Below are 25295 nucleotides of genomic sequence, written 5' to 3'. Positions count from 1 at the left end.
TTTTTAGCCAAAGTTATGAATTCTCCTATTTTTCTGCATATGGGCCAAAATCAATTTCAATTCGTTTGTGATGATTTCGTTGATTCTCAGGTGGAAGCTGCATATAGTCACCATACATATGTTTTAAGTAGGCTCTATAATTCTTCATTCCCCATAATTTTATATCATCAAAGGAATAACTTTCAACTTCGTCTAACCACACTTTTGGAAAAGTTTCTTTCTTTATTCCATAACTACCATCACTAACCACTACATTATCAGCATTGGTACTCCGCCCTAATAATATACACTTCTCCTTCATCTTTTTCAAAAAGGATATTGAGAACGCATATGTAACGAGCTTAGCTAGCTTATACGCTAATCGTTTTTTTCTATCGTTGTCCCCATATCCACATTTTATCCATAATAGATTTCGGAATAACCAAAATCCTTTAAGTTGAATGAATCGTCTAAAGGGCTTGGGACAGATATCATCAATCGGGAAAATATCAATATAAATTCCATCATGAACATTTGCATCTAAAGAAAATTCCTCAGAAACATGTGTGTTATTGAGACGTAGTTTCACAAAATTAAATGGATAATTCAAATCTGTTTGATCAGTCTGCAAAAAATATTTTTCACTATCTAAATCTGAAGAACATAATTCTTTAAATCTTTCAAAATCCTTTCTTGGCATACCAAAATCCATATCATCGTCCCACGGAATGAATCCATTATGGCGTATAGCCCCTAGAAAAGTTCCTGCTAGCATCACAATTTTTAAATTATATTTTTCACATATTTTTAACACCTCTGAAGCTAACAAAAGTTCTAAGTTATGTAACTGTCCCAATTCATCTGTCATATGTTTATCTCAAACTCCGTTTTTAATATTTTCTAGTTGCCAATGAATTCTTGATTTCAGTTGTACTGATTTCAGGAGTCCGTGGTAAATAGACCACTTCAACTCCTTCTTTCTCTAAAAAATCAAATTTCCCCTTCCAATCATCTCCCATGACAAAGGTATCTATGTGATATTCATGGACATCTGTCACTTTTTGTTCCCAGGATTCCTCAGGTATTACTAAATCAACATATCTAACAGCCTCTACGAGTGTTTTTCTTTGTTCATATGTGAAATAACATTTTTTTTGTTTTTTATTCCAGTTGAATTCATCAGTTGAAATCACAACAATTAAATAATCACCTAACGATTTAGCCCTTTTAAGAAGATTAATATGACCATAGTGCAACAAATCAAATGTTCCATAAGTTATTACTTTTTTCATTTCCTACTTCGCTCCATCTCTCATAAATACTACTTTAACTGTCTTCAATAAAATTTCAATATCTTTCCAGATTGTCCAATCGTCTATATAGGCCACATCTAATTTGACAACTTCGTCGAAATTCTTGATCTCACTTCGTCCGCTGACCTGCCATAAACCTGTTATACCAGGTTTAAAACTTAGACGACGTTTTTGTTCTGGGGTATAGTGCTCATACTCGTCCACTGTTGGTGGTCGTGTGCCTACCAAACTCATATCTCCCTTTAGAACATTATAAAACTGTGGCAGCTCGTCCAAGCTAGTCTTCCGTATAAAACGACCAATTTTCGTGATACGTGGGTCATCATCCACCTTAAACATTCCGCCCTGCATGGTATTTTGTTCCATGAGTTCTCTTTTTTTCTCCTCAGCATCTACACACATAGACCGAAACTTATAAAAAGTGAACTGTCGGCCGTTTTTCCCAATACGCGTCTGAGCAAAAATAGCTGGTCCTCCATCTTTTCTGATCAAAGGAACCAGAACAATACTCACCAAACCACAGATAATCAGTCCGACAATCGAACCACAAATATCAATAATCCGTTTAGCGACCACATGACTGGGTTTATAAAATTTTGTTGAAAAAGTTACCACATTTAATCCAGCCATCTCACGAATCTGCTTGTTTCTTCCTAGGTTACGATCGAAGGCATTTAGATTTACTGTAACATCTATTCCCATCGTTTCAAACTGGGAGATAAGTTCACCAATATTGTATTTCTCACTTGGAAGATTGATAAAGACTTCATCGACCACCTCGTGGGTTGCAAAATCTGAGATTGAATCCATTGGGACCACTGTCACTCTATCATGTTCAAAGTTTGGTTTATCCAATACGCTAACCGCTGCTAGTTTCCAAAAAACATCATCCGACTCCAACAACCGCGCCATTACCTTCTCCACACGGGAAGTTGCTGTAATCAAAAGAATTTTTTTATTCCCTTTAAAATTGGAAGAGAAAAACTTCCAGTAGCGCTTAATAACTAAATTTAGCAAATAAAGCAAGACACCTTGAAGAATCAAGAAATAAATCATACCACGTCTTGATATGCTAAAACGCTCCTCTAAAAAAAAGTTGGAGATACTGATTGCTAGGGCAAAAAAAGCAATATACTTTAAAGTTTGAACAGCCTCAAGAAAGTGTCCCCTTTTAAAAAAATCTTGCTCATAGTTACTCATATAACATGCCACATAATGAAGGATATATAGTACAATCATTGTACTTGATATAATCTCTGTTTCTTTCACAAAGCTGAGTAAGTAAGCTAATACAACGACTAAAACACTCTGAATCAACGCCAGAGAAATCTTTGATACCTTTTCATTCATTTTGATCTCCCCAGCCAATCATTTATTTCTTTCCATAGTTCCCATATCCTCCATAAGAAGAATACTTCTCCGCTGAGATATTCAATTTATTTAAGACAACACCCAAAAACGGCTTTCCTGTTTGTTCCAACTGTTCTTTCGCCTTTTGAACATCACGGCGATGTGCTTCACCAACTGCCGTAATCAAAACAGAAGCATCACATTTCTGTGTCACAATAACTGCATCGATCACAATACCTACGGGAGCGGTATCCACAATGATATAGTCAAAATATTTACGCAGGGTATCTAGCATCGTTCTGAAATTTTCACTTTGTAAAAGGGCTGTGGGATTTGGTGAAATTGAGCCCGCCTGAATGACAAAGAGATTTTCAACATTGGTATCACATAGACCTTGTGACAAGTCTGTTGTACCTGATAAAAACTCTGTTAAGCCAGTAATCTTCTCATTAGATCTAAAAACACCTGACATGACCGAGTTACGAATATCCGCATCAATCAATAGGGTTTTATAGCCTGCACGCGCAAAAGCCCAAGCAGTATTAGTAGAAGTTGTAGACTTCCCTTCTCCCGGATTAACTGAAGTAATAGAGATGACTTTCAAATTATCTCCACTTAACTGTATATTTGTACGCAAGGCATTGTAGTATTCCTCTGCCTTTTTTACGAGCTCCAATTTTTTCTGTGTAATTTCTAATGTTGGCATCGTTCTCTCCTATTTCAATTTATCCAAATTTGGAATGACCCCTAAGAGTGGAATTTGCATAACGTCTTCGATATCCTCTGGTCGCTTGACACGGACATCTAGCAACTCAACCAAGAGGACGACGACAACTACCACCCCTAATCCTCCGAGAAAAGCTATCAAAGTATTACGACGGATATTTGGAGATGATGGGGAAGTGGCTGGTCGCGCTTCTTCAAGCGTTGTCACATCAGATACACGAGTTACGTTAATGATTTTTTGAGCAGCAACCTCACGCAAGGAATTAGCGATACGACTTGCTTCCTCCGGCTGTTTATCCTTGACGGAAATAGAAACAATACGTGTATCAACTGGCACCGTCACTTGTACTTTACTAGCAAGACCCTTTGTTGACATATTTAGTTTCAAGTCGGTTACAACCTTTTCTAACACATCTTGGGAAAGGATGATCTCACGATAGTCTTTAACAAGATAAGACCCTGCCTGCAAATCCTGATTTGTCAATCCCGGCTTATCTCCCTGGTTTCGATTGACTACATAAATACGCGTAGTGCTAGTATATTCTGGTTTTATAATAAATTTGCTATATGCAAAGGCAATCGCTCCCGTTACGATAGCAACCAAAGCAATAATCAATTTCCGTTTCCACAAGGTATTTAACAATTGAAATACATCAATTTCCATAGTATTTTGTTTTTTCATCATTTCTCCTAAATTAGTTGATTCATTACAATTTGTCGAGGATTTTCTTCAAAGAGTTCTCTCGCTTTCTCTTCCCCATACTTTTTGGCAATTATGCTATAAGCTTCGGCCATATGAGGAGGTCTACCATCTAGACTGTGCATGTCACTTGCAATCACATGGACCAGATCATGCTCTAAAAAATACTGAGCTCTTTTTTTCATGAACTTGTAGCGTTCTCCAAAAAGTTTGGGTTTAAGGACGTGTGAACTATTTACTTGTGTATAACACCCCATTGCAATCAGTTCACGAACACGTTTTTCATTTTGTTCAAGAGCATCATAGCGCTCGATATGGGCAATGACTGGGGTAATACCCAACATCAAGATTTTGCTTAAGGCACTATGAATGTCACGATATGGTGTGTCCATACTAAACTCAATCAGGGCATAACGACTAGCATTGAGGGTGGGGAGTAGCCCTTGTTCTAATTTATCAAGGACATCTCGTGTATAATAAATCTCCGCTCCATAGGCAATCACCAAGTCATCTGCCACTTCCTTGGCGAGTTCCTGCACCTGACGAAAATTAGCAGCGATCTTCTCTTCTGGAGTCTCAAACATACCTTTGCGACGGTGAGAGGTGGAAACAATCATCCGTACTCCCTGATGATAAGCTTCTGCCAAGAGAGCCTTGCTTTCTTCTCTTGATTTCGGCCCATCATCTACATCAAAGACTATGTGCGAATGAATATCAATCATCTCATTTGCCCTCCAATACATCTTGAATTGCCGACTTGACAGCAGCTAAGCTACTATCATCAATTTCCATCATATAGAGGTTGCTATCCGGCATCGCATAAGAAGGAAGATCCATTCGACCTGTTCCTTTTAGGTCTTGAGAGTTGACCTTATAGTTGCCACCACTCTCCAACTGTGCGTTGACCAAGTCCATCATGGTCTCAAGTGGCATATTGGTTTGGAGAGAGTCTTGTAGACCTTGAATGATATGATCATAATTTTTCAAGGCTTCAGTTGAGGTCAATTTTTGAATAATGGCCACAATCACTTTTTGCTGATTGCGTCCACGATCTCGGTCACCATCTGCTAGAGAATAGCGTTCTCGAACAAAACCAAGAGCTTGTTCTGAGTCAAGATGCACATTGCCAACAGGATAATACTTTCCATTAGTGTGAGCTGTAAATTCTTGATCATTATAAACATCAATTCCACCTAAAAGGTCAATCAATTTCAGGAATGATGTGAAATTCAAGCGAACGTAATAGTTAATATCTAGACCATAGAGATTTTCCAAAGTGTGGATAGAAGCATCCACTCCATAGATTCCTGCGTGGGTCAACTTATCCTTTTGGTTGTTGCCCCCATCTGCAATCGGAACATAGGAATCACGTGGCGTTGTTGTCAAAAGGATTTTTTTGGTGTCACGATTGACGGTCATCAGGATATTGACGTCTGATCGCGAAACCGAACTAATCGGACCGTAGGTATCAATCCCACTCACATAAATGTTAAACGATTGACTCTTGGTTGCCTTCGGAGCAGCCACTTTTTTAGTCAGCTCCTTGGTATAAATTTTTTTGATTTTTGCAGCATAGTCAGGATATTCTGATTCAATGATATTTTCAAAGACACTATTTAAAACAATCGCCTTTGTGTCACCTGCAAGCAGACTCTTATAAGCCGCTAGATAAGAAGCACTCTGCTCTACTGTCAAATCCTTACCCTGATTTGATTTAATATCTGTAAGTAATTTTTGAATATTTTCATTATCCGTTTCGGTCGGAGCCATAACACTATCTAACTGGCTAACATTATTGATATCGCTGTCTTTCAAAACTGCAACACTAATCGAATACTCTGAATAATTAGACGTCGCATTCAAACGATTGGTTAAGCCAATAAATTGTTGGACTGTAAATAAAGAAACAGATCCTATAAGAATAGACAAAATCAATAGAAAAATAGTGAACTTCTCAGCTTTTTTATAAAAAATCAGAAGAAAACTGATAACAGCCACCGTTAAAACCAAGACTGCCGCGACTATGTTGAGATATCTGAAAGCAAGTATGTTGTGTCGAAAGATTAGAAACAACAAAAAACCACCCAAAATCAGATAAATGGTTAGTAAAAATATATTAATATTGTGCTTCATATTGCCCGAACGAGCTCTCTTTGAAGGTCTACTCATGATACTCCTCTATACGTCAATAGTTAGAATCATTATATCATAGATACAAGATAAATTCCATTCATTCGGTCGAGTTAAGCGTTTTTATTTCTATGTGTGGCTTCCGATTAGACGATTCAATATAGAGAGTCTCGACAAGAAAAATAAGATCCCTTACAAGAGACCTTATTTCAACTTTTTATTTGACATGATTTTTAAATTCTTTTTGACTCTTTTCGATAGCCTTTTTACTTTCTTCTTCCCACTTAGCCTTGGCTTCATCAAATTGTTTCTTGGTAACAGGGTCTTTTTGAAGTCTCATGTACTTGTAATTATTTCCGTCACCCTTGATTCCCACTAGAGAGTAGGCACGTGTAAAGGGAGTTACTTTAGTTACAGAGGCTGTACCACCATTTGACATAGCAGACATGACTAGAGAATTGTCAATCATCCAAGCTTGAGCTTCAGCATATTTTTCATAACGCTTAGCGACATCTTTGTTCTCAGCATCTGCTTCTTTCAGGAGTTTCGTATAGGTATCAAGTCCTAGACTCTTGATAAGTTCTTGATCTTCTTTGGCATCAAGACCAAAAATCTTGAGATAGAAGCCACTTTCAGCATTGAAGGGATCTAGATACGTTGATGGATCCTGGTAATCACCGACCCAGCCATCAAAGTTCAAATCGTAATCACGAGCTGCTGGGTTTGGTGCTAGGAAAGCCACATTCCCAAAGTCATCCGTTGAAAGTTGCTGAACATCAATGACAACATTATCAGAACCTAGTACTGTTTCAAGGGTTTGTTTAACCGAGTTCATACCAGAAACTGCATTTTTATTGGTTTGATCAACTGGGACGTCCAAATGAATCGGGAAGGTCACCCCTTGGGCTTCCAATTCCTTTTTAGCTTCTGCAAACTTGGCTTGGGCCTTTTCCTTGTTGAAGTAGGCATCTTGGGCATCCGCCAAGTTGATGCCTGACCACTCTGTTCCGTAGTTGACAAGCTTAGAAGCTGTCACTTCTCCAAAGGTCTTATCTCCAATCTGGACAAAAGTTGGGGGAACTAGAGTATTACGAAGGGTCTTGCTAGCCGCTTCTTGCCCGTTAGATTGAGCCGAGTAGGCTGTTCGATCAATACCAAAGTTGATAGCCTGACGGAAATTTTTATTTAAAATCGCTGTTTGCGTTGATTTCTTTTGTTCATCCGTTGTTTTAGCAGTATGGTTATAGGCTTTACGGTTAACGTTAAAGTTGAAGTACCAAGACGTCTTGTCTTGTAAGCTATAAACGATATTATCTTGGTATTTTTCTTTTGTCTTGGCATAGTTGGAACTATTTGGATAGACTCCCGCAAGCGTATAGGCACCACTTTCAAAGTTACGAATGGTCATCTCCTGATCTGAGCCATCAAAGTAGGCTAACTTAACTTTTTCAATGGTCACTTTATCATGATCATAATAGTGCGGGTTCTTCACATACTCGATCGAAGATTTTGATGTGAAATCTTTTAACAGATATGGACCATTATAAAGGATACTGTCTGGCGTCAAAGTCCCAAAATCTTTATCCTTTGATTTTAAGAACTCTTCATTAACTGGGAAAAGGATACTGTTGGTTGTTTTTGAGTTCCAGTACGGTTCTGGTCGAGTCAAAGTATACTCGACCGTATGGTCATCCAAGGCTTTCACACCAACTGTTGTGAAGTCATTGGTCGCACCTGTCACATAGTCATTCAATCCCTTGATAGAGTTTTGGATGAGATCCATGGCTTGACCCTTGTTGTCCGCAGCATACTTAATCCCGGTGACAAAGTCTTGGGCTTTGACTGGAGCATATTCCTCACCATCGGCCGTGTACCACTTGGCATCTTTTCTGAGCTTGTAGGTATAGGTCAGACCATCCGATGAAACAGACCATTCTTCAGCTAAAGCTGGCGTTAGATTTCCATAACTATCATTTTCTAACAAGCCATCTACGAGGTTGGTAATAACAGCAGTGTTATCTGCATAATAGTCTAAAAGATAGTTAAATGTCGTCGGATTTGCACTAAATGTTGATGAGAAGGTACTTGTATCTGAGTTGGACTGTCCACAAGCTGTCAGTAAAATCCCTGTAGCTAGGACAAGACCTGTCCCAATCAGTCTTTTTTTCATTTTGATCATCATTCACTCCTTTATGTCACTTTTTATAACATAACTATATTTTATCAAATTTATTCAAAAATGTAAAGTTACTGCTTTTATGACAACTGGTGTCTCAAAAACAAAAAAGGAAGTAGAGATTGCCTACAACTTCCTTTTCTATTTATAGATTACTTGACATGTTTTTCAAGTTCTTTTTGGTATTTGGCATTTGTTTCAATTTTTTCTTTCTGCCATTTCTTGAGAGCTTCTTCGTATTCTTTTGTAGTCACAACATCATTTTGCAACTCCAAACCTTTGAAGACAAATGGATCTCCCTTGATTCCGACTTGAGAGTAGGCTTTTGAGAATGGTACAGTACGGCTAACAGTTGGAGAACCACCTGAAGAAGCAACTGGGATCAAGAGCGAACTATCAGATACCCAGGCTTGCGCTTTAGCGTATTTCTCATAACGCTTATTGAGATCACTTGTTTCAGCTGCGGCATCATCCAAGAGTTTCTTGTATTCATCCAGACCAACTTGAGCCATCACTTCTGGATCTTTGCCACGAGTGATACCCAAGTGCTTAAGGGCAGAACCCTTCTTGGCATCAAGAATATTGAGGTAGGTAGCTGGATCTTGATAGTCTGGTCCCCAACCAGTTCCATTCAAGTCATAGTCTTTTTGTGCTGGAACCTTAGCTTGAGAAGTAATGCTCAATTTTTCATTATCGGTCATTTGAAGGACATCGACAATGACATTCTCCGTACCAAGTGTTGATTCGATAGACTGCTTGAGTGAATTGGTTTGTTGGACGGCGATTACATCTGTTTGTTCAACCGGAATATCCAAATGGATTGGGAAGGTAACACCTTTGGCCTGTAATTCTTCCTTAGCTTTTGCAAAGGCTGCCTTGGCTTTTTCAGGACTGTAAAGCGTATCCTTACCATCAGTAAGAGCTACATCTTTCCATTGATCTCCGTAAGAAACCAACTCTGCCTGAGCTAACTCTCCAAAGGTCTTTTCACCTACTTGAACGTAGTCATGAGGTACTAGACTGTTACGGATAATTTTGTCCGCACCTTCTTCACCATTCAACTGAGCCGTGTAAGAGTGACGGTCAAGGGCAAAGTTCAGCGCCTGACGGAAGTTCTTGTTGAGAAGAGCTTCTTTTGTTGATGTTTTTTGAGCCTCGTCTGTTTTAGCTGTTTTATTGTAAGACTGGCGGTTTACGTTAACAGTGAGGTAGTAGCTTGTCGCTTCTTGTGGACTGTAGACAATCTTATCGCCGTACTCTTTCTTAGTTGACTCAAAGTTTGAGCTTGTTGGGAAGAGACGAGCTGTTGTATAGGCACCTTGTGTAAAGCTACGAATCAAGGATTCTTGGTCAGAACCATCATAGAAGGTTAGTTTGATGTTGTCAATCTTAACATTGTCTTTGTCCCAATAGTTTGGATTCTTTTCATACTCAATGACCGATTTTGAAGTCAATGATTTCAAGAAATAAGGTCCGTTATAAAGAATACTTGATGGTGTTGGTGCACCGTAGTCGCTCCCTTTAGAATTCAAGAATTCTTCATTAACTGGAAGCATGGTAGCAGTTGTAACTTTAGAGTTCCAGAAACTTTCTGGTTTGTTGAGCGTATATTCAACCGTGTAATCGTCAACAGCCTTAACTCCTACTGTAGAGAAATCATTGCTCTCACCACTGACATACTCCGCCAAGCCTTTAATAGAATCTTGAAGGAGAGAGAGGCCGTCTGATTTGCCGTCAGCTGCGTGTTTCAGACCAGTAACGAAGTCTTTTGCCTTGACTTCAGCGTATTCTTCTCCATCAGAAGTATACCATTTTACACCCTTACGAAGTTTGTAGGTGTAAGTCAAACCATCCTTTGAAACAGACCAGTCTTCTGCAAGTGATGGAATTAAGTTCCCATACTTATCATTTTCCAAAAGTCCATCGACAACGTTGGCTATAACGTCAGAGGTTGAGCTCTTGCTCGTCACACTATAGTCCAAAGAAGATGGGTCCATAGCGTAGACATAAGAGAACGTTTTGGGAGCATCAGCCTTCTTTTCACTTTGCCCACAAGCAGTTAACAGTAGGGCTGCACTCAAAACAGCACCTGCTCCTAAGAGCCACTTTTTCGATTTCATAAGTAATCTCCTTAAAGATAGTATTTTCACCATTATACCCTATTTTTTTATAAAAGCAAGAACTTTCGCATAATTTTTTAGAAAATTCTAACAAATATTTTTTAAAGATTTTCCTACACAATTTTTAGTAAAAAACCTCAAGCTTCAAAAGCTTGAGGTTTGCTCATTTTAGTCAGTCATTTCCACACAGAAAGCATCCCATGGAGCCAAGACCTGTTTCTCAACTGTTTCTTGAGCCACAGTGTTTTCAATCAAGACAGATTTAACTTTTCCTTCTACTGAAAAGTTTTGTTTTTCATTGGACAAATTAGCCACGACCAGGAAGCGACGGTCACCGTCCTTACGGATATAAGCAAAGACCTTATCAGCCGTATCGAGTAATTCAAAATCAGCTCGAATCAACCAGCTGTTCTCCTTACGGATCTGGATGAGTTTCTGATAGGTATAGAAAATAGAATCTGAGTTTGCCAGTGCTTCTTGAACGTTGATTTCTTCGTAGTTTGGATTAACTGCCAACCACGGTTGACCAGTTGAGAAACCAGCGTTTTTGCTCTCATCCCATTGCATCGGAGTACGGGCATTGTCACGACCGATGACACGGATGCTGTCCATGATTTCTTCAATCGGAACGCCTTTTTCAAGAGCCTCACGCGCATAGTTGAGGGATTCAATATCTTCTACTTGATCCAGTGTTTCAAATGGATAGTTGGTCATCCCAATCTCTTCACCTTGGTAGATATAAGGTGTCCCTCTCATGAGATGAAGCAAAATCGCAAAAGCTTTGGCAGATTTTTCGCGGTATTCTTGATCATTTCCCCAGATAGATACGATACGAGGAAGATCATGGTTGTTCCAGAAGAGGGAATTCCAACCATCCTCAACTCCTAACTCTGTCTGCCATTTGTTGAAGATTTCTTTCAACTTACTGATATTCAATTCTTTTTGGTAGTGCCACTTAGGTTGCCCTTCCTGATACTGAAGACAGATGTGCTCAAACTGGAAAACCATAGACAATTCTTGGCCCTTCGGATCCGAGTAGAGCTTAGCAATTTCTGGCGTTGCCCCCCAAGTTTCTCCCACTGTCAGGAGATCTTTGTCCCCAAAAGTTGCCTGATTCATCTCCTTGAGATAGGGATGGAGCATAGGACCATTATTAACTACCTTCTCATCAGGAATCTTGCCAATCATATCAATGACATCCATACGGAAACCACCAATACCTTTATCAATCCAAAAGTTCATCATATCGTAAATTTTCTGGCGAAGTTTTTCATTTTCCCAGTTGAGATCAGGCTGTTTCTTGCTGAAAAAGTGGAGATAGTATTGACCAGATTTTTCATCGTATTCCCAAGCAGACCCACTAAAGATAGAATCTAGATCGTTAGGCTCATCCCGCCAGATATAGTAGTCTCGCTCAGGGCTGTTAGGATTTTCACAGGCCTCGACAAACCAGGCATGTTCATCCGAGGTATGATTGACCACTAAGTCCATGATAATTCGAATGTCACGCTTCTTGGCTTCCGCGATCAATTCATCCATATCCTCCATGCTTCCGAAAATAGCCGCAATCGCTTGATAATCAGCAATGTCATAACCATTATCATCCATAGGACTGTCATAAACGGGAGAAAGCCAAATCGCTGTAATCCCTAGCTTGGCTAGATAGTCTAACTTACTCGTAATTCCTGGCAAATCGCCAATTCCATCTCCGTTGCTGTCCATAAAGCTCTTAGGATAGACTTGATAGACTACGGCATTGTGCCACCATTTTTCTTGCATCTTGTTACCTCATTATTTTAATAATCTACAGTCTATGATAACGCTTTTTAATTTTTTGTGCAAGCGTTTGCCTAATCTTTTTGATTTCTTTTTTACCTTTATAGTTTCCTAACTTCCGATTTTTTATTATAATGGAGGTCAGAGGTAAAAAAATGAAAAAACAAGCTTTTAGTTCTGAACAATATTTGAATCTACAGCGCGACCACATTTTGGAGCGTATTAACCAATTTGACGGCAAGCTCTACTTGGAGTTTGGTGGCAAAATGTTAGAAGATTTCCACGCTGCTCGTGTCCTTCCTGGTTATGAGCCTGACAATAAAATCAGACTCTTGCAGGAGTTAAAAGAGCAGGTCGAAGTTGTTATCGCCATTAATGCAAGCAACATCGAACATTCTAAAGCACGAGGTGACTTAGGCATTTCCTATGACCAAGAAGTCCTTCGTTTGATTGATAAATTCAATGAATTGGGGATTTTTGTTGGCTCCGTTGTTATCACGCAATACGCTGGTCAACCTGCTGCAGATGCCTTCCGCAACCAGCTTGAGAAAAATGGAATTGATTCTTATCTTCATTATCCAATCAAAGGCTACCCAACGGATATGGATCACATCATTTCTCCAGAAGGAATGGGGAAAAACGACTACATCAAAACCAGTCGCAAGTTAATCGTCGTAACGGCTCCTGGACCTGGTTCTGGAAAATTGGCAACCTGTGTGTCCAATATGTACCACGACCAAATCAACGGTATCAAGTCTGGCTACGCTAAATTTGAAACCTTCCCAGTCTGGAATCTGCCCCTTCATCACCCTGTCAACTTGGCCTACGAGGCTGCCACAGCTGACCTTGACGATGTCAACATGATTGACCCCTTCCACCTTCAAACCTACGGAGAAACCACTGTCAACTACAACCGTGATATCGAAATTTTCCCAGTCCTAAAACGTATGTTGGAACGCATTCTCGGTGAATCTCCATACGCTTCACCGACAGACATGGGTGTCAACATGGTTGGTTTTGCTATTACAGATAATGAAGCCGCTATCGAAGCTTCTAAACAAGAAATCATCCGTCGCTACTATCAAACCGTTCTTGATTTCAAAGCTGAGAAAGTCGGAGAAACTGCTGTCAAGAAGATTGAACTTCTCATGAACGACCTCGGTATCACACCTGCAGACCGTAAAGTTGCTGTCGCAGCACGTCAAAAGGCTGAAGAAACCGGCGGACCTGCCCTAGCCCTTGAATTGCCATCTGGTGACATTGTCACTGGTAAAAACTCAGAACTCTTTGGTCCAACAGCTGCTGCTTTGATCAATGCCATCAAGAAATCTGCTGCTATCGCTAAGGAAGTGAAACTAATCGAGCCTGAAGTTGTCAAACCAATCCAAGGTCTTAAAATCAATCATCTAGGCAGTCGCAATCCGCGCCTGCACTCAAATGAAATCCTGATTGCTCTTGCCATCACAGCTATGGAAAACCCTGACGCTGCGCGCGCCATGAAGGAACTTGGTAACCTCAAAGGAAGCGAAGCCCACTCAACCATCATCTTGACAGACGAAGACAAGAACGTCCTTCGTAAGCTAGGTATCAACGTGACCTTTGACCCATACTACCAATACGATCGCTTGTATCGCAAATAAATGAACAAGGCTGGGAAAAAACTCAATCTGAGGGAAAATCCAGTAAATCTTTACACGATAAAAGATAAAACGCATAATATCAAGGCTTTTTGAACACTTGGTATTGTGCGTTTTATGATTTTTTCCAACCTCACTTATTTCAATGAAATTGTCAACTCAACACAGGCTCCCCCTTGGTCTGGATTGAGCAGAGTCAGACGACCACCATGCAAGAGAGCTACCTGCTTAGAAAAGGCTAAGCCGATACCATGATGGGGATTAGCTGAATTGCGGCTTTGGTCACTCTGGTAAAAGAGCCGTTCCGCTCCCAGCAGCATCTCCTCTGAAAATGAAGGGCCGTTGTTCCAGATAGCAAAAACCAACTGGTCCTGCTGCACTGATGCCCTTAGCTTGACTTCCTTTTGATCCTGATCTGCATGTTCAAGCGCATTCAGTAAAATATTGAGCAAAGCCCGTTTGAGATAGTCCAAATGAATGGACAAAATCAGACTAAGATCACAATCTTCTTGGAGATAAAAACGATAGCTGTCCTGTTTGCTGAACAGTGCCCAGTCGTCCTGTAACTCAGCCAAAAAGTCCTCTAAGGAAAGCTGACTGAACTGATTAGCATCAATCTGAAAAGTCTTAGCGTAATCAATCAAAGAGCCACAATATTCTTCCATCTTGTGACTAGCCTGCAAAATCTCAGCAGCATAGTCTGCCTGTGGCTGGCCCAACTGCGCCAATTCCAAGAGCTCAGCATTCCCCTTAATTACAGTTAGGGGCGTCTTCAAATCGTGCGATGTCGCTGATAGCTGTAAAATCAACTCCTGATTATGCTGCTGCTCTTTTTCTAGAAGACGAGCATTTTCTTGGTGGCTGCTCCGTAAATCGCTATAGACTTCTAGCATTTCCTCAATCCGAAAAAGCCGGCTTTGATTTTCTTCTAAAAGCTTCTCGCTCTTTAGCATTTTTATTTCCCTATCGATTTTTCGGAGCAATTTCAAAATATGATAAAAAGTAATCAGCAGCAAGCTCCCTGCCCAAAAGAATAAGGCGAAAAGGGCGTAATCACTTCCTTGCGTAAATTCATAGCCTATAAGCACAAAAATCAAAACATGGAAAAAGACGATTTTTAAACTGGTTGTCCAGACTAGGCTTTTGAAATTTCGGGTTCTAATTGCCATCTATAGCCTACTCCTCTCACTGTTGCGATTGCTTGCAGCCCTTCTTGTTTGCATTTTTGACGAATCTGATATACGTATTCTGAGATGGAGCGAAGCTGTGTTTCTGAACTTTCTGGGTAAAGCAAGGTATGCAGGCGTTCAGCTGAAAAGGTCTGCTTGGAATTGCTAGCTAATAAATGCAGTAACTTAAACTCTCGCTCTGAAAATTTCAAGACTTTACCAAAACAGGCAACTTCATAGCGCTCTGGATAAAATTGACAAGAAGCAATTTCAGAATAGCGCTCCTCACGTCTTTCCTCCCGCCGAAGATGAGCTCTGACACGCGCCAGCAATTCTTTGGTTCCAAAAGGCTTGACAATATAGTCATCTGCTCCACGAAAGAGCCCTTCCACCTTGTCCGCCTCCAACTCCTTAGCCGTCAGAAAGATGATTGGACATGAAAGATGAGGACGAATGTAGGAACACAGCTCAAAACCATTAACAGGCTCCATCATCACATCCAGCAGAATCAAGTCATATCCGACAAAATGCGTCAGCTCTAGGTCTTCTATCCGATCAAGCGTCGTCACATCATAAGCATTGAGCTCTAGGACGTTTTTCACCAGCTTCAAAATGCTCCGGTCGTCATCAACCACCAAAATACGATACTGTCTCATGATTTCCATTATAGCATACCTCTAGCGAACATCTCGTTTCAAGGTTAAGAATATAGCAGAGCTCCAAACCAAAGCTAACCATAAAAGCTGTATTCCCAGCCCTGAGAGATCTATTGAATGCTGAAGTCCTTCATACTCAAAAAGATTTAGCGTAGCCAGATCGGGCAGGTATTTTGCTTCTTTGATGAAAGTTGCCAATAAACGACTGAGACCAATCAAGAGAGGAAAGAGCACCGACACCGGCACAACCCAAGATTGAAAGAGCAAAGCGAGGCCAGCAGTTAAAAAAGCCAGAAAAATATTGCTGAGAAGACCAAAAGAGCTGTAATAGAGGAATTTCCCCAGTAAGAACCAACTAAAGTCTAGGTCAAAACGAGCCAGCATAACAAGGAAACAGCTGCCCACCGTGATACTGTAGAGGACCAAGAGCAGCAAGGTCAGAAAAAGGAATTTCCCAGCCAACCAAGCCTTTCTATTTGATACGGTTAGAAAATTCGTTCGCATCCCAGACTTGACAAACTCCTGGGCAAAATAGAGGGAAGTAAAGATGACGATGACAGGCTGCGCCAGATAGAGGGCATGCAAAACCTCGCTCAGAGCCTTTGTCTGGCCAACTGCTGTCTGACTGTAGTCAAGATTCATTAGAAAAAAAGGAACGGCTACCAGAACCACCAAGGCGGCACCAAGAGCGAGATAGTAAGAACGGAACTTAATCCATTCGCTTCTAAGTAGAGCTTTTATCATCAGTAGCGCCCTCCTAAATCCGTCTTCAAAAAGCGCAGAGAGGCCATGCCGCCGATGACTAGTAACCATGCGCCTAGTATCAAGAGCCCTTGCAAGGGATTGTTAGCATATTGGGAAGTTGGCGTTGCAGTAAACAACTCTCCTGCTGGCTGTGGCAAATAAGCTCCCCAACTCGTGTGAGCTGCCAGGTAGTTTCCCAGATTATAGATCTGTGGTACGAGAAAAAGCAGAGGAACTAGCATGGTCCGAGCCAATAAACCTAACAAAAACGAAAGGATTCCCAATAAGGTCAGAGATAAGGTTTTCCACAAAATCAGACTCCAAGCTGCCTGATTGAGCAGAATCGGATCAAGCCCTTCCTTTCCTAAAGCCAGATGCATGGCCATATAACTAAAGTAAATTGATAAAAAGCTAATGGCAAAAGAAAAGCAAGCAAAGGTCATAAGTTTCCCCACAAGCAACTTCAGGCGGTTATTACAGGTCAAGAGACTGGTTCTCAAGCTATGAGACTGAAATTCCATAGCTCCTAAAATTCCAGCTAAAATGACCAAAACCATGCCTGCCATAGAGGATCCATTGAGACCTAAATATTCCAGCGGATCAATGGCTTCTGCCAGACCGGGAACCGTCTCAGGTGTGGCATCCAAGCCAATAGACAAATACTGTCGGCCCTCCAGCCAGGATACGGCAGGCACCAAGAGCAACATGAAGGCCATACTCACTCTGAAAGCCTTGGTTGAGCGGATCTTCAACCATTCTGAATGCAATAAGGACATCGTTTCTTTCATCTTAAACCTCCTCTGTCAAATCAAAGAAGAGATCTTCTAGACTGTCTGAATCTTGCAGCACCTCTTCCAATCGTCCCTGCTCAACAATTCGCCCATGATGAATCAAGACCACATCATCTGTCACTATTTGCACCTCTGACAGGATGTGGGATGATAGAAGTACCGTTTTCCCTAAATCAGCCTGCTGACGGATGAACTTTCTAAACCACTTAATCCCACTTGGATCCAGTCCATTGGTCGGCTCATCTAATATAAGAAACTGAGGATCACCCAGCAAAGCTGCTGCTAAACCCAACCGCTGACCTTCCCCCAGAGACAGGCTTGACAAGAGATCCTTCCTCTTATGAGCGATTCCAGTCATCTCCAAAACCTCATCAATCCGAGACTTGGAAATGGCATTACTCGCTGCAATAATCCTCAAGTGGTCATAAACCTTTCGATTTGGCAAACCGCCAATGCCATCAAAGGATGCACCTACTGTTCTGAGCGGATAAGTCATTGACTGATAAGTTCGCCCATCAAAAGTCGCAGTTCCTGCTGTCGCCCGATCTAACCCCAAGAGAATCCTCAAGGTCGAGCTTTTACCAGCACCATTTGGGCCCAGAAAAGCTGTAATCCGACCGCTTCTAGCTGTAAAAGAAATATCTTCTAAAATCTGCTTGTTGCCCTGCTTTTTGCAGACTCCTTCTATTTTTACCATATGTTCCATAACGAACTCCTTTATCTTTATTTTCTCCAGTATATCCAATCTAGTTCAGAATTAGTTCAGAGATCAAGCAAAAATTCTAAAAGTTGATCCCATCTTTCAAAAGTCGCTCTAGCTTCATTAGAAAGAACTCAGTTTTTCTTTTCCTTTACCCCATTCTTTCTTTATAATTCTGCGGGTTTTGTATGGAGACTTTGTTATAATGCTAGTCTCAAAAAGTCATTTGTCAAACTCCATCAAGAGCAGGCTTTATGATATAATGAAAGAAGAAAACTGAAAGGAACTACCATGTCAAAAGAAGTTATTGTTGAAAGTTTTGAACTTGACCACACTATTGTTAAAGCACCCTATGTTCGCTTAATTGGGGAAGAAACAGGCCCTAAGGGAGATGTCATCTCCAACTTTGATATTCGCTTGGTGCAGCCAAATGAGGATTCTATCCCTACTGCTGGCCTTCACACTATCGAACACCTCTTGGCCAAACTCATCCGTACCCGCATTGACGGTATGATTGACTGTTCACCGTTTGGTTGCCGTACAGGCTTCCACATGATTATGTGGGGACGTCATACCAGCGCCGAGATTGCAGCTGTTATCAAGGATTCGCTCAAGGAAATCGCTGAGACCACTACTTGGGAAGATGTGCCTGGAACAACCATCGAATCTTGTGGAAACTACAAGGACCACAGCCTCTTTTCTGCTAAAGAATGGGCTAAACTCATCCTGGAACAAGGTATTTCAGATGATGCCTTTGAACGCCATGTCATCTAAAAGCAAAAGAACCAGTTACAATAACTGGTTCTTTTTTATTATCAAAATCTCGAGTTAGGCTTTTTTTCGAATGACCAAAACGCCATCTTCCATATCTGCTTCTAGATGTTTAGCATCTAGGTGATCCAAGTGGAAGTCTGTCACCTTATCACGGATTTGTTGTTCAACCACTCGACGGAGAGGACGAACACCCATGACTTCGTCATAACCTTCTTCTGTGATAAAGTCCTTAGCTGCTTGGCTGACTTCTAAATCAATGTCTTTCTTAGCCAAGGTTTGGTTGACTTCAGCCAACATCAAGTCCACAATCTTAGAAAGATCTTCCTTATTTAAGTGTGAGAACTCGATAACTGCGTTAAAGCGGTTGAGGAACTCTGGACGGAAGAATGGTTTCAAGCGATCCATCAACTCTGGTTTATCCGCATCTTCTGTCAAGTTAGCTTCATAGCCAAATCCAGCATTTGATGTTGCGATAATGACAGTATTTTTAAAGTTCACTGTATTTCCTTGACCATCAGTCAAACGACCATCATCCAAGACTTGGAGGAGAAGAGTAATGACTTGAGGATCAGCCTTTTCAATCTCATCCAATAGAATGATAGAGTAAGGATTGCGACGAACACGTTCTGTCAAGGTATTGCTATTGTCATCATACCCCACATAACCGGCTGTTGTACCGATCAGCTTAGATACGGCTGTGCGGTCACTGTATTCAGACATATCCAAACGAATAATCGCATCCTTGGTTCCAAACATATCGAGTGCCAATTGCTTAGCGAGCTCGGTCTTACCAACCCCAGTTGGACCTACAAAGAGGAAGCTACCAATTGGGCGATTGCCTTCATCAAAACCAGCACGGTTACGACGGATAGCACGAGCCACTGCTTCTACTGCCTTATCTTGACCAATAACCTTGTGTTCCAAACGATGGGCCATATCTTTCAAACGTTCGATATCTGACGCTCCCATTTGAGATACTGGAATACCTGTCATTCGTTCCACAGATTCGGCCACATCATTGACAGTGGCAGTCACTTTCATATCTTCTGTGTGGTTTTCGACTTTTTTCTCTAATTCTGCAATGCGTGTTTTGGCATTGAGAGCTGCTTCAAAGTCCTCTGCCTCAACTGCTTTTTCTTGCTTGTCTTTTTCTGCCTCAATTTCACGTTCAACAGCATGAACATCTGTTACTGGATGTTGAGCTGCCAAATGAGCCGCCGTTACATCGACAAGGTCGATAGCCTTATCAGGCAAGCTACGTTGAGGAATATACTGGATTGAATAATCCACTGCTGCTTTCAAGACTTCGTCTGGCAAGATAACATTGTGGTGTTGTTGATAGAGGTCACGAATCCCTTGAAGAATTTTAAAGGTATCCTCTGCTGAAGGAGCATTGACCTTGACTTCGTTGAAACGACGAGCAAGAGCTGCATTCTTCAAAATCGTGTTACGATATTCGTCTTGAGTCGTTGCCCCAATAACAGTCAATTCACCACGAGAGAGAGCTGGCTTAAGAATATCTGCAAGCCCTTTAGACCCACTGTCTCCACCAGTGCTACCAGCACCAAGAATTTGGTGAATTTCATCAAAGAAGAGAATAATATTTCCTGCTTCTTTCACTTCGTTGACTAGGTTTTGAACGTTTTCTTCAAAGCTACCACGGTATTGAGTACCAGCCTCGAGACCTGAGATATCAATGGAAATAATTTCCTTATTCTTGATAGCAGCTGGAACATCTCCGTTCACAATGGCTTGCGCTAGTCCTTCAACAACTGCTGTCTTACCAACACCTGCATCTCCGACCAGAACAGGGTTGTTCTTAGTACGACGTGAGAGGATTTCAGATGTTTCTTGAATTTCCTTGTTTCGCCCGATAACAGGATCCAACTTGCCCTCGCGAGCTTCTGCTGTCAAGTTACGACCTAGTTTAGCAAGGACACCGTCTTGTTTCATACCTGAAGCGTGTTGTTGCATTTGCGCATCAGATTCTGCATTTCCTGGTAATTTCCCAGTTGCACGATAATGAGCAAATTCCTCAGGTGTCACTTCACGACCATTAATCAAGTAACGACGGTTTTCTGAACTGTATCCACGCATACCACCCATCAATTGGTTAAATAAATCATCCATATTGTTAAAGTTATTAAAATTGTTATTCATATTTCATACCTCGTTTAATTAAAAATTTACTTAGTCAAAACAATTTGACTTTCTCTGACCTTTGTTTTAAAAAATTTAGACTAGCTGTTAGCTACTCGCTGTTGGCTACCCTACGTATAATTTCTGGTTTTTCTCTTTTAAATAAGCCTTTTATCATCTTCTTTTCAAAGTCTGTTAGATTAAACATAGGCCTCACCCCTTTCTAGGGTATCTATCGTACATTTTCAAGAAATAGAATCATTGAAAATGAAGTTTTCTAAGGAATTCATTTTCCTTATGTTTCTACTATATCACATTGGTCAGTAAAAGTCAATAACTTTTTTGACCAAATTTAACTATTTTTTAAAAGAATTTTCAAAGACGCAAAAAGCCAGTCATATCGACTGGCTTTCTTTCTATTCTAATTGAATCTTAGCTCAATGCGTCATCCATTGAAAGAACTTCGTGGAAGACACGTTGTGTCAATTCAGTTTTTTGTTCCGGAGTGAGGTATTTAGTGTTTACACAGTATCCAGAGATACGTACGATAACGTCTTCACCTGACATGATCTTTTCGTAAACATCATTCAAATCCATAACGTTCAAGTTAACGTGTTGTCCACCGTTTTCGAAGTAACCATCAAGAATTGTTACCAAGTTATCAACTTGTTCGTCACGAGTTTTACCAAGAGCACGTGGAGAAACTTGAGTTGTCAATGAGATACCGTCAGCTGCGTAACCAAAGTCAAGGCTAGCAAGTGAGTTCAAGTTTTGCAACCATCCACCTTTAGCTTTGTTAGATGGGTTAGCACCTGGTGAGAAGAATTCAAGTTTAGACAAGTTCACTGAACCATCTTCGTTGAGGTATACACCTTTGTGGACTGGTGAGTTACCAGTTTGTTTAGAGTATGCAACGTTAGATGTGATTGTCAAAAGTGAAACTGTAGCTTCTGCATCTTTGTAAAGTTTGTGGCTACGTAGACGAGTTGTGTAAGCTTCGATCAACCATTCTGCCAATTCGTTTGAACGTGGGTCATCTTCACCCCAACGTGGGTATTCACCGATTGTTTCGTAATCGTAGATGTAGCCATCTTCGTCACGGATTGGTTTAACAGTAGCGTATCTAATCGCTGACAATGTATCAACAGTGTTCGCAAATCCACAGATACCGAATCCCATGTTGGCACGTTGTTTAGTTGGCAAAAAGGCCATTTGAACAGCTTCGTAGTTGTACTTATCAGTCATGTAGTGGATGATGTTCAAAGCATCTACGTAAGTATCAGTCAACCAGTCAAGAGATTTTTCAAAGTTGGCTTTAACTGATTCGAATTCAAGAACTTCGTCACGGATAGGATCGATGTCAAATACCTTGTAGTCTTTGTGAACATCGTCGTAACCACCGTTCAAACCAGTAAGAAGGGCTTTCAATACGTTTACACGAGCACCGAAGTACTGGATGTTGTGGCGTTGATCTTCGTTTTCTGGGTCAAGTGGTGACACACAGCATGAGATACAGCTCATTTCTCCGTATCCATCTTTAGCCATTGTTGTTACACCTTCGTATTGGATAGAAGAGTGCTTGTGGCTCATGTGCATACAGTAGCGACGGAAGTTGTATGGCAATTTGTCAGTCCAAAGAACTGTCAAGTTTGGTTCTGGTGAGTTACCGATATTGTCAAGAGTGTTCAAGAAACGGTAGTCCATCTTAGTAACACGGTGACGACCATCGTTACCCATACCAGCCATAGAAGTTGTGATGAAGGTTGGGTCACCTGAGTACAATTGGTCATAAGCTTTTGTACGAGCAAATTTAACTGTACGAAGTTTCATAACGAAATCATCAACGAATTCTTGGATTTCTGATTCAGTAAATGTACCACGAGCAAGGTCACGTTCTGCAAAGATGTCGAGTACGATTGGCACACGTCCTAGAGATGTAGCAGCACCGTTGATAACACGGCAGACAGCCATGAAGGCGATGTTCACCCATTGGATAGCTTCTTTAACATTCATCGCTGGTTTACGAACATCCACTCCGTAAAGATCACCCAAGCGAACAACTTGTTGCAATGCTTGGTATTGAAGGTTTACTTCTTCACGAAGACGGATTGTTTCTTCATCAATTTCTTTAATTGCATTCCAGTCGTTCACTTTTTCTTGCATCAAGTAGTCTGCACCATAGAGAGCAAGACGTGCGTAAACACCGATGATACGTCCACGTGAGTAGGCATCTGGAAGACCAGTTACAGTATGAGCGTGACGAGCACGACGGATGTTTGAAGTATAGGCACGGAAGATACCGTCGTTAACCGTTGTTACATATTTAGTGAAAATTTCGTGAACAGCTGGATCTGGTTCGTATCCATTTTCTTTCAAAGTAGTTTCAGCCATACGGATACCACCTTTTGGCATGAAGTTCAATTTGAAGAGTTCATCATTTTGGATACCGAAGATCAATTCGTTTTCTTTGTCGATAAATCCGGCAGGAATATCAGCAATAGATGTTGGACGAGTGTCCATTGGGAAACGAGTTTCTTCGTAGTGAGCCTTCGTTTCTTCTACAATCTTTTTGATGTGAAGTGAACGTTCTGTTGGTCCTGCAAGGAAACTTTCATCACCATCATAAGGTGTGTAGTTAGCCTGAACAAAGCGAGAAATACTTGCTTTTTCTTTCCAATCTACGCCTTTGAAGCCTTCCCAAGCTTTATCAAAAATATCTTGTGCTTCAACAACTGTCTTAACAACCATGTTAATGTCCTCATTTTTCTTTCTAGTAACAGTCATCTGTTACATTCATGAGTCAAGTATACCATACAGTAACCGATTTCAACAAGTGATATACGGCCTTTTTGTTGCTTTCTTTTCTAATACAGTCTGTTATTTGGCACTATCTGTATTATATATTTGAAAGTAAAATTACTCTTTTCCATTTTTTCAGAAAAAAGGGTATAATAAATAGAAAATGAATGATGGTAGAAAGGAACAAAAATGCTCATATTTCCATTGATAAATGATTTGTCCAGAAAAATCATCCATATCGATATGGATGCCTTTTTTGCTGCAGTGGAAATAAGAGACAATCCTAAGTTAAAAGGAAAACCTGTCATCATTGGAAGTGACCCTAGACAAACAGGCGGACGGGGTGTTGTTTCTACTTGTAGCTACGAGGCACGGGCCTTTGGTATTCACTCTGCCATGAGTTCTAAAGAAGCTTATGAGCGTTGTCCCCAAGCCGTCTTTATCTCCGGAAATTATGAAAAGTATAAGGCAGTGGGTTTTCAGATTCGAGCTATTTTTAAACGTTATACTGATTTGATTGAACCCATGAGTATTGACGAAGCCTACTTGGATGTGACAGAAAATAAACTTGGTATCAAGTCAGCTGTCAAAATAGCTCGTCTCATCCAACAAGATATCTGGCAGGAACTACACCTGACTGCTTCTGCTGGCGTTTCCTATAACAAATTCTTAGCTAAAATGGCCAGTGATTATCAGAAGCCGCATGGTTTGACAGTAATTCTACCTGACCAAGCCCAAGAATTTCTCAAACAAATGGATATTGCTAAATTTTACGGTGTGGGCAAAAAAACAGTTGAACGCCTTCATGAAATGGGCATTTATACTGGTGCAGACTTATTGGACGTCTCAGAAGTCACTTTAATCGATCGGTTTGGCAGACTCGGTTTTGATCTTTATCGAAAGGCTCGTGGTATTCACAATTCTCCAGTCAAGTCCAATCGCATTCGTAAGTCTATTGGCAAGGAGAAAACTTATGGTAAGATTCTCCAGGCTGAAGAAGACATCAAAAAAGAGCTGACTCTTCTCTCTGAAAAAGTAGCTCACAATCTCAACAAGCAGGACAAAGCTGGAAAAATCATTATCCTAAAAATACGATATGCTGACTTCTCCACTCTGACTAGGCGAAAAAGCCTCCCACAAGCAACACAGGACGCTAGTCAGATTTCTCAAACTGCCCTTCAACTCTACGAAGAACTAGCTGAAAAAGAAAAAGGCGTTCGTTTACTAGGAATCACAGTAACAGGATTTTAAACCCTTGAGGGGAGTTTCATTAGTTTGAATCAAATGAGGTTGGAACAACAGTGTTTCAGCCTCATTCTGTTTTAGAAATAATACTCAGAGCGTGATAGCTAATCACTAAAATAGTTCGAGGAACTATCTTAAATCGCTGGCCAGCATTCAACAGGCTGTTATTCACATTTTAGACTCTAAAAAATCCTAATTCAAGAAAACTTCTTTCCCTTAGTTCCCACACTCTTTTGCTAGAAAACTGAATGTTTTTGGGAAATATAGTTTAGTTTGAATTTCTACCGCATTTGTACTAGGATAAATTCTATAATTTTAGAGAAGGAACATTCTCACATACATACTTGGACTATGCTGTTTTTTGACATTTT

At 40.7% G+C, this 25295-nt stretch carries 20 protein-coding genes; 3 read left to right on the top strand and 17 right to left on the bottom strand.

Annotated features, from left to right (window positions below; all coding sequences use genetic code 11):
• Positions 1 to 25 precede the first annotated feature (25 nt).
• The 10 genes from DF216_RS03265 to DF216_RS03220 all read right to left on the bottom strand — a co-directional run bounded on the left by DF216_RS03265 (position 26) and on the right by DF216_RS03220 (position 12273).
• Positions 26 to 847 (bottom strand): LicD family protein, encoded by an 822-nt coding sequence (locus DF216_RS03265; RefSeq protein WP_129325957.1) that lies wholly within the window; start codon positions 845 to 847, stop codon positions 26 to 28.
• 22 nt (positions 848 to 869) lie between these two features.
• On the bottom strand, positions 870 to 1271 hold the full coding sequence (tagD, locus tag DF216_RS03260) for a glycerol-3-phosphate cytidylyltransferase (RefSeq protein WP_129325956.1): 402 nt from the start codon (positions 1269 to 1271) through the stop codon (positions 870 to 872).
• Positions 1272 to 1274: 3 nt separating this feature from the next.
• Positions 1275 to 2642, bottom strand: coding sequence for a sugar transferase (locus tag DF216_RS03255; RefSeq protein WP_129325955.1), 1368 nt, complete (start codon positions 2640 to 2642; stop codon positions 1275 to 1277).
• Between the two features lie 22 nt (positions 2643 to 2664).
• Positions 2665 to 3348, bottom strand: a complete 684-nt coding sequence (locus DF216_RS03250) for a tyrosine-protein kinase (protein WP_129325954.1) — start codon at positions 3346 to 3348, stop codon at positions 2665 to 2667.
• 9 nt (positions 3349 to 3357) lie between these two features.
• Entirely contained in the window at positions 3358 to 4050 is a 693-nt protein-coding gene (locus DF216_RS03245; RefSeq protein WP_129325953.1) for a capsular polysaccharide biosynthesis protein, read from the bottom strand.
• An 8-nt stretch (positions 4051 to 4058) separates the two neighbouring features.
• Positions 4059 to 4790 carry a capsular polysaccharide biosynthesis protein Cps4B gene (cps4B, locus tag DF216_RS03240; protein ID WP_125827427.1) on the bottom strand — a complete coding sequence of 244 codons (732 nt, stop codon included), beginning with the start codon at positions 4788 to 4790 and terminating at the stop codon, positions 4059 to 4061.
• Position 4791: 1 nt separating this feature from the next.
• Positions 4792 to 6237, bottom strand: coding sequence for an LCP family glycopolymer transferase CpsA (cpsA, locus tag DF216_RS03235; RefSeq protein ID WP_129325952.1), 1446 nt, complete (start codon positions 6235 to 6237; stop codon positions 4792 to 4794).
• 178 nt (positions 6238 to 6415) lie between these two features.
• On the bottom strand, positions 6416 to 8377 hold the full coding sequence (locus DF216_RS03230; RefSeq protein WP_129325951.1) for a peptide ABC transporter substrate-binding protein: 1962 nt from the start codon (positions 8375 to 8377) through the stop codon (positions 6416 to 6418).
• 149 nt (positions 8378 to 8526) lie between these two features.
• Positions 8527 to 10494, bottom strand: a complete 1968-nt coding sequence (locus DF216_RS03225; protein WP_129325950.1) for a peptide ABC transporter substrate-binding protein — start codon at positions 10492 to 10494, stop codon at positions 8527 to 8529.
• 168 nt (positions 10495 to 10662) lie between these two features.
• A complete protein-coding gene (locus tag DF216_RS03220; protein WP_129325949.1) occupies positions 10663 to 12273 on the bottom strand; it encodes a glycoside hydrolase family 13 protein in 1611 nt (536 codons plus the stop codon).
• 152 nt (positions 12274 to 12425) lie between these two features.
• Here DF216_RS03220 and DF216_RS03215 point away from each other — a divergent pair, with 152 nt between their 5' ends.
• Entirely contained in the window at positions 12426 to 13910 is a 1485-nt protein-coding gene (locus DF216_RS03215) for a DUF1846 domain-containing protein (RefSeq protein WP_129325948.1), read from the top strand.
• 134 nt (positions 13911 to 14044) lie between these two features.
• Here DF216_RS03215 and DF216_RS03210 read toward each other — a convergent pair whose 3' ends face one another.
• From DF216_RS03210 to DF216_RS03190, 5 genes are read right to left on the bottom strand one after another with little or no spacing between them, the layout of a single operon-like run.
• The gene (locus DF216_RS03210) at positions 14045 to 15076 is read right to left on the bottom strand and encodes a sensor histidine kinase (protein ID WP_129325947.1); all 1032 of its coding nucleotides are present in this window, start codon (positions 15074 to 15076) and stop codon (positions 14045 to 14047) included.
• Positions 15043 to 15741 carry a response regulator transcription factor gene (locus tag DF216_RS03205; protein ID WP_129325946.1) on the bottom strand — a complete coding sequence of 233 codons (699 nt, stop codon included), beginning with the start codon at positions 15739 to 15741 and terminating at the stop codon, positions 15043 to 15045. Before DF216_RS03205 ends, DF216_RS03210 begins: the two co-directional genes overlap by 34 nt.
• A 12-nt stretch (positions 15742 to 15753) precedes the next feature.
• Positions 15754 to 16476 (bottom strand): lantibiotic ABC transporter permease, encoded by a 723-nt coding sequence (locus tag DF216_RS03200; RefSeq protein WP_129325945.1) that lies wholly within the window; start codon positions 16474 to 16476, stop codon positions 15754 to 15756.
• On the bottom strand, positions 16476 to 17264 hold the full coding sequence (locus tag DF216_RS03195; protein WP_129325944.1) for a lantibiotic ABC transporter permease: 789 nt from the start codon (positions 17262 to 17264) through the stop codon (positions 16476 to 16478). Before DF216_RS03195 ends, DF216_RS03200 begins: the two co-directional genes overlap by 1 nt.
• A 1-nt stretch (position 17265) precedes the next feature.
• The gene (locus DF216_RS03190) at positions 17266 to 17973 is read right to left on the bottom strand and encodes an ABC transporter ATP-binding protein (protein ID WP_129325943.1); all 708 of its coding nucleotides are present in this window, start codon (positions 17971 to 17973) and stop codon (positions 17266 to 17268) included.
• 285 nt (positions 17974 to 18258) lie between these two features.
• On the opposite strand from DF216_RS03190, the gene DF216_RS03185 reads away from it, so the two are divergent.
• Positions 18259 to 18741 (top strand): S-ribosylhomocysteine lyase, encoded by a 483-nt coding sequence (locus DF216_RS03185; protein WP_000032557.1) that lies wholly within the window; start codon positions 18259 to 18261, stop codon positions 18739 to 18741.
• Between the two features lie 54 nt (positions 18742 to 18795).
• Here the strand turns inward: DF216_RS03185 and DF216_RS03180 are convergent, their stop codons facing one another.
• Entirely contained in the window at positions 18796 to 20901 is a 2106-nt protein-coding gene (locus DF216_RS03180) for an ATP-dependent Clp protease ATP-binding subunit (protein ID WP_129325942.1), read from the bottom strand.
• A 411-nt stretch (positions 20902 to 21312) separates the two neighbouring features.
• Positions 21313 to 23628 carry a formate C-acetyltransferase gene (pflB, locus tag DF216_RS03175; RefSeq protein ID WP_129325971.1) on the bottom strand — a complete coding sequence of 772 codons (2316 nt, stop codon included), beginning with the start codon at positions 23626 to 23628 and terminating at the stop codon, positions 21313 to 21315.
• A gap of 240 nt (positions 23629 to 23868) precedes the next feature.
• Between pflB and dinB the strand changes: the two genes are divergently transcribed.
• Positions 23869 to 24930, top strand: coding sequence for a DNA polymerase IV (gene dinB / locus DF216_RS03170; protein ID WP_129325941.1), 1062 nt, complete (start codon positions 23869 to 23871; stop codon positions 24928 to 24930).
• Positions 24931 to 25295: the final 365 nt, after the last annotated feature.

It is taken from the genome of Streptococcus oralis (genome assembly GCF_004127215.1).
Taxonomy (GTDB): domain Bacteria; phylum Bacillota; class Bacilli; order Lactobacillales; family Streptococcaceae; genus Streptococcus; species Streptococcus oralis_BD.
Note: the sequence above shows the minus strand (reverse complement) of the source record. Positions and strands in the feature narration are given on the sequence as shown.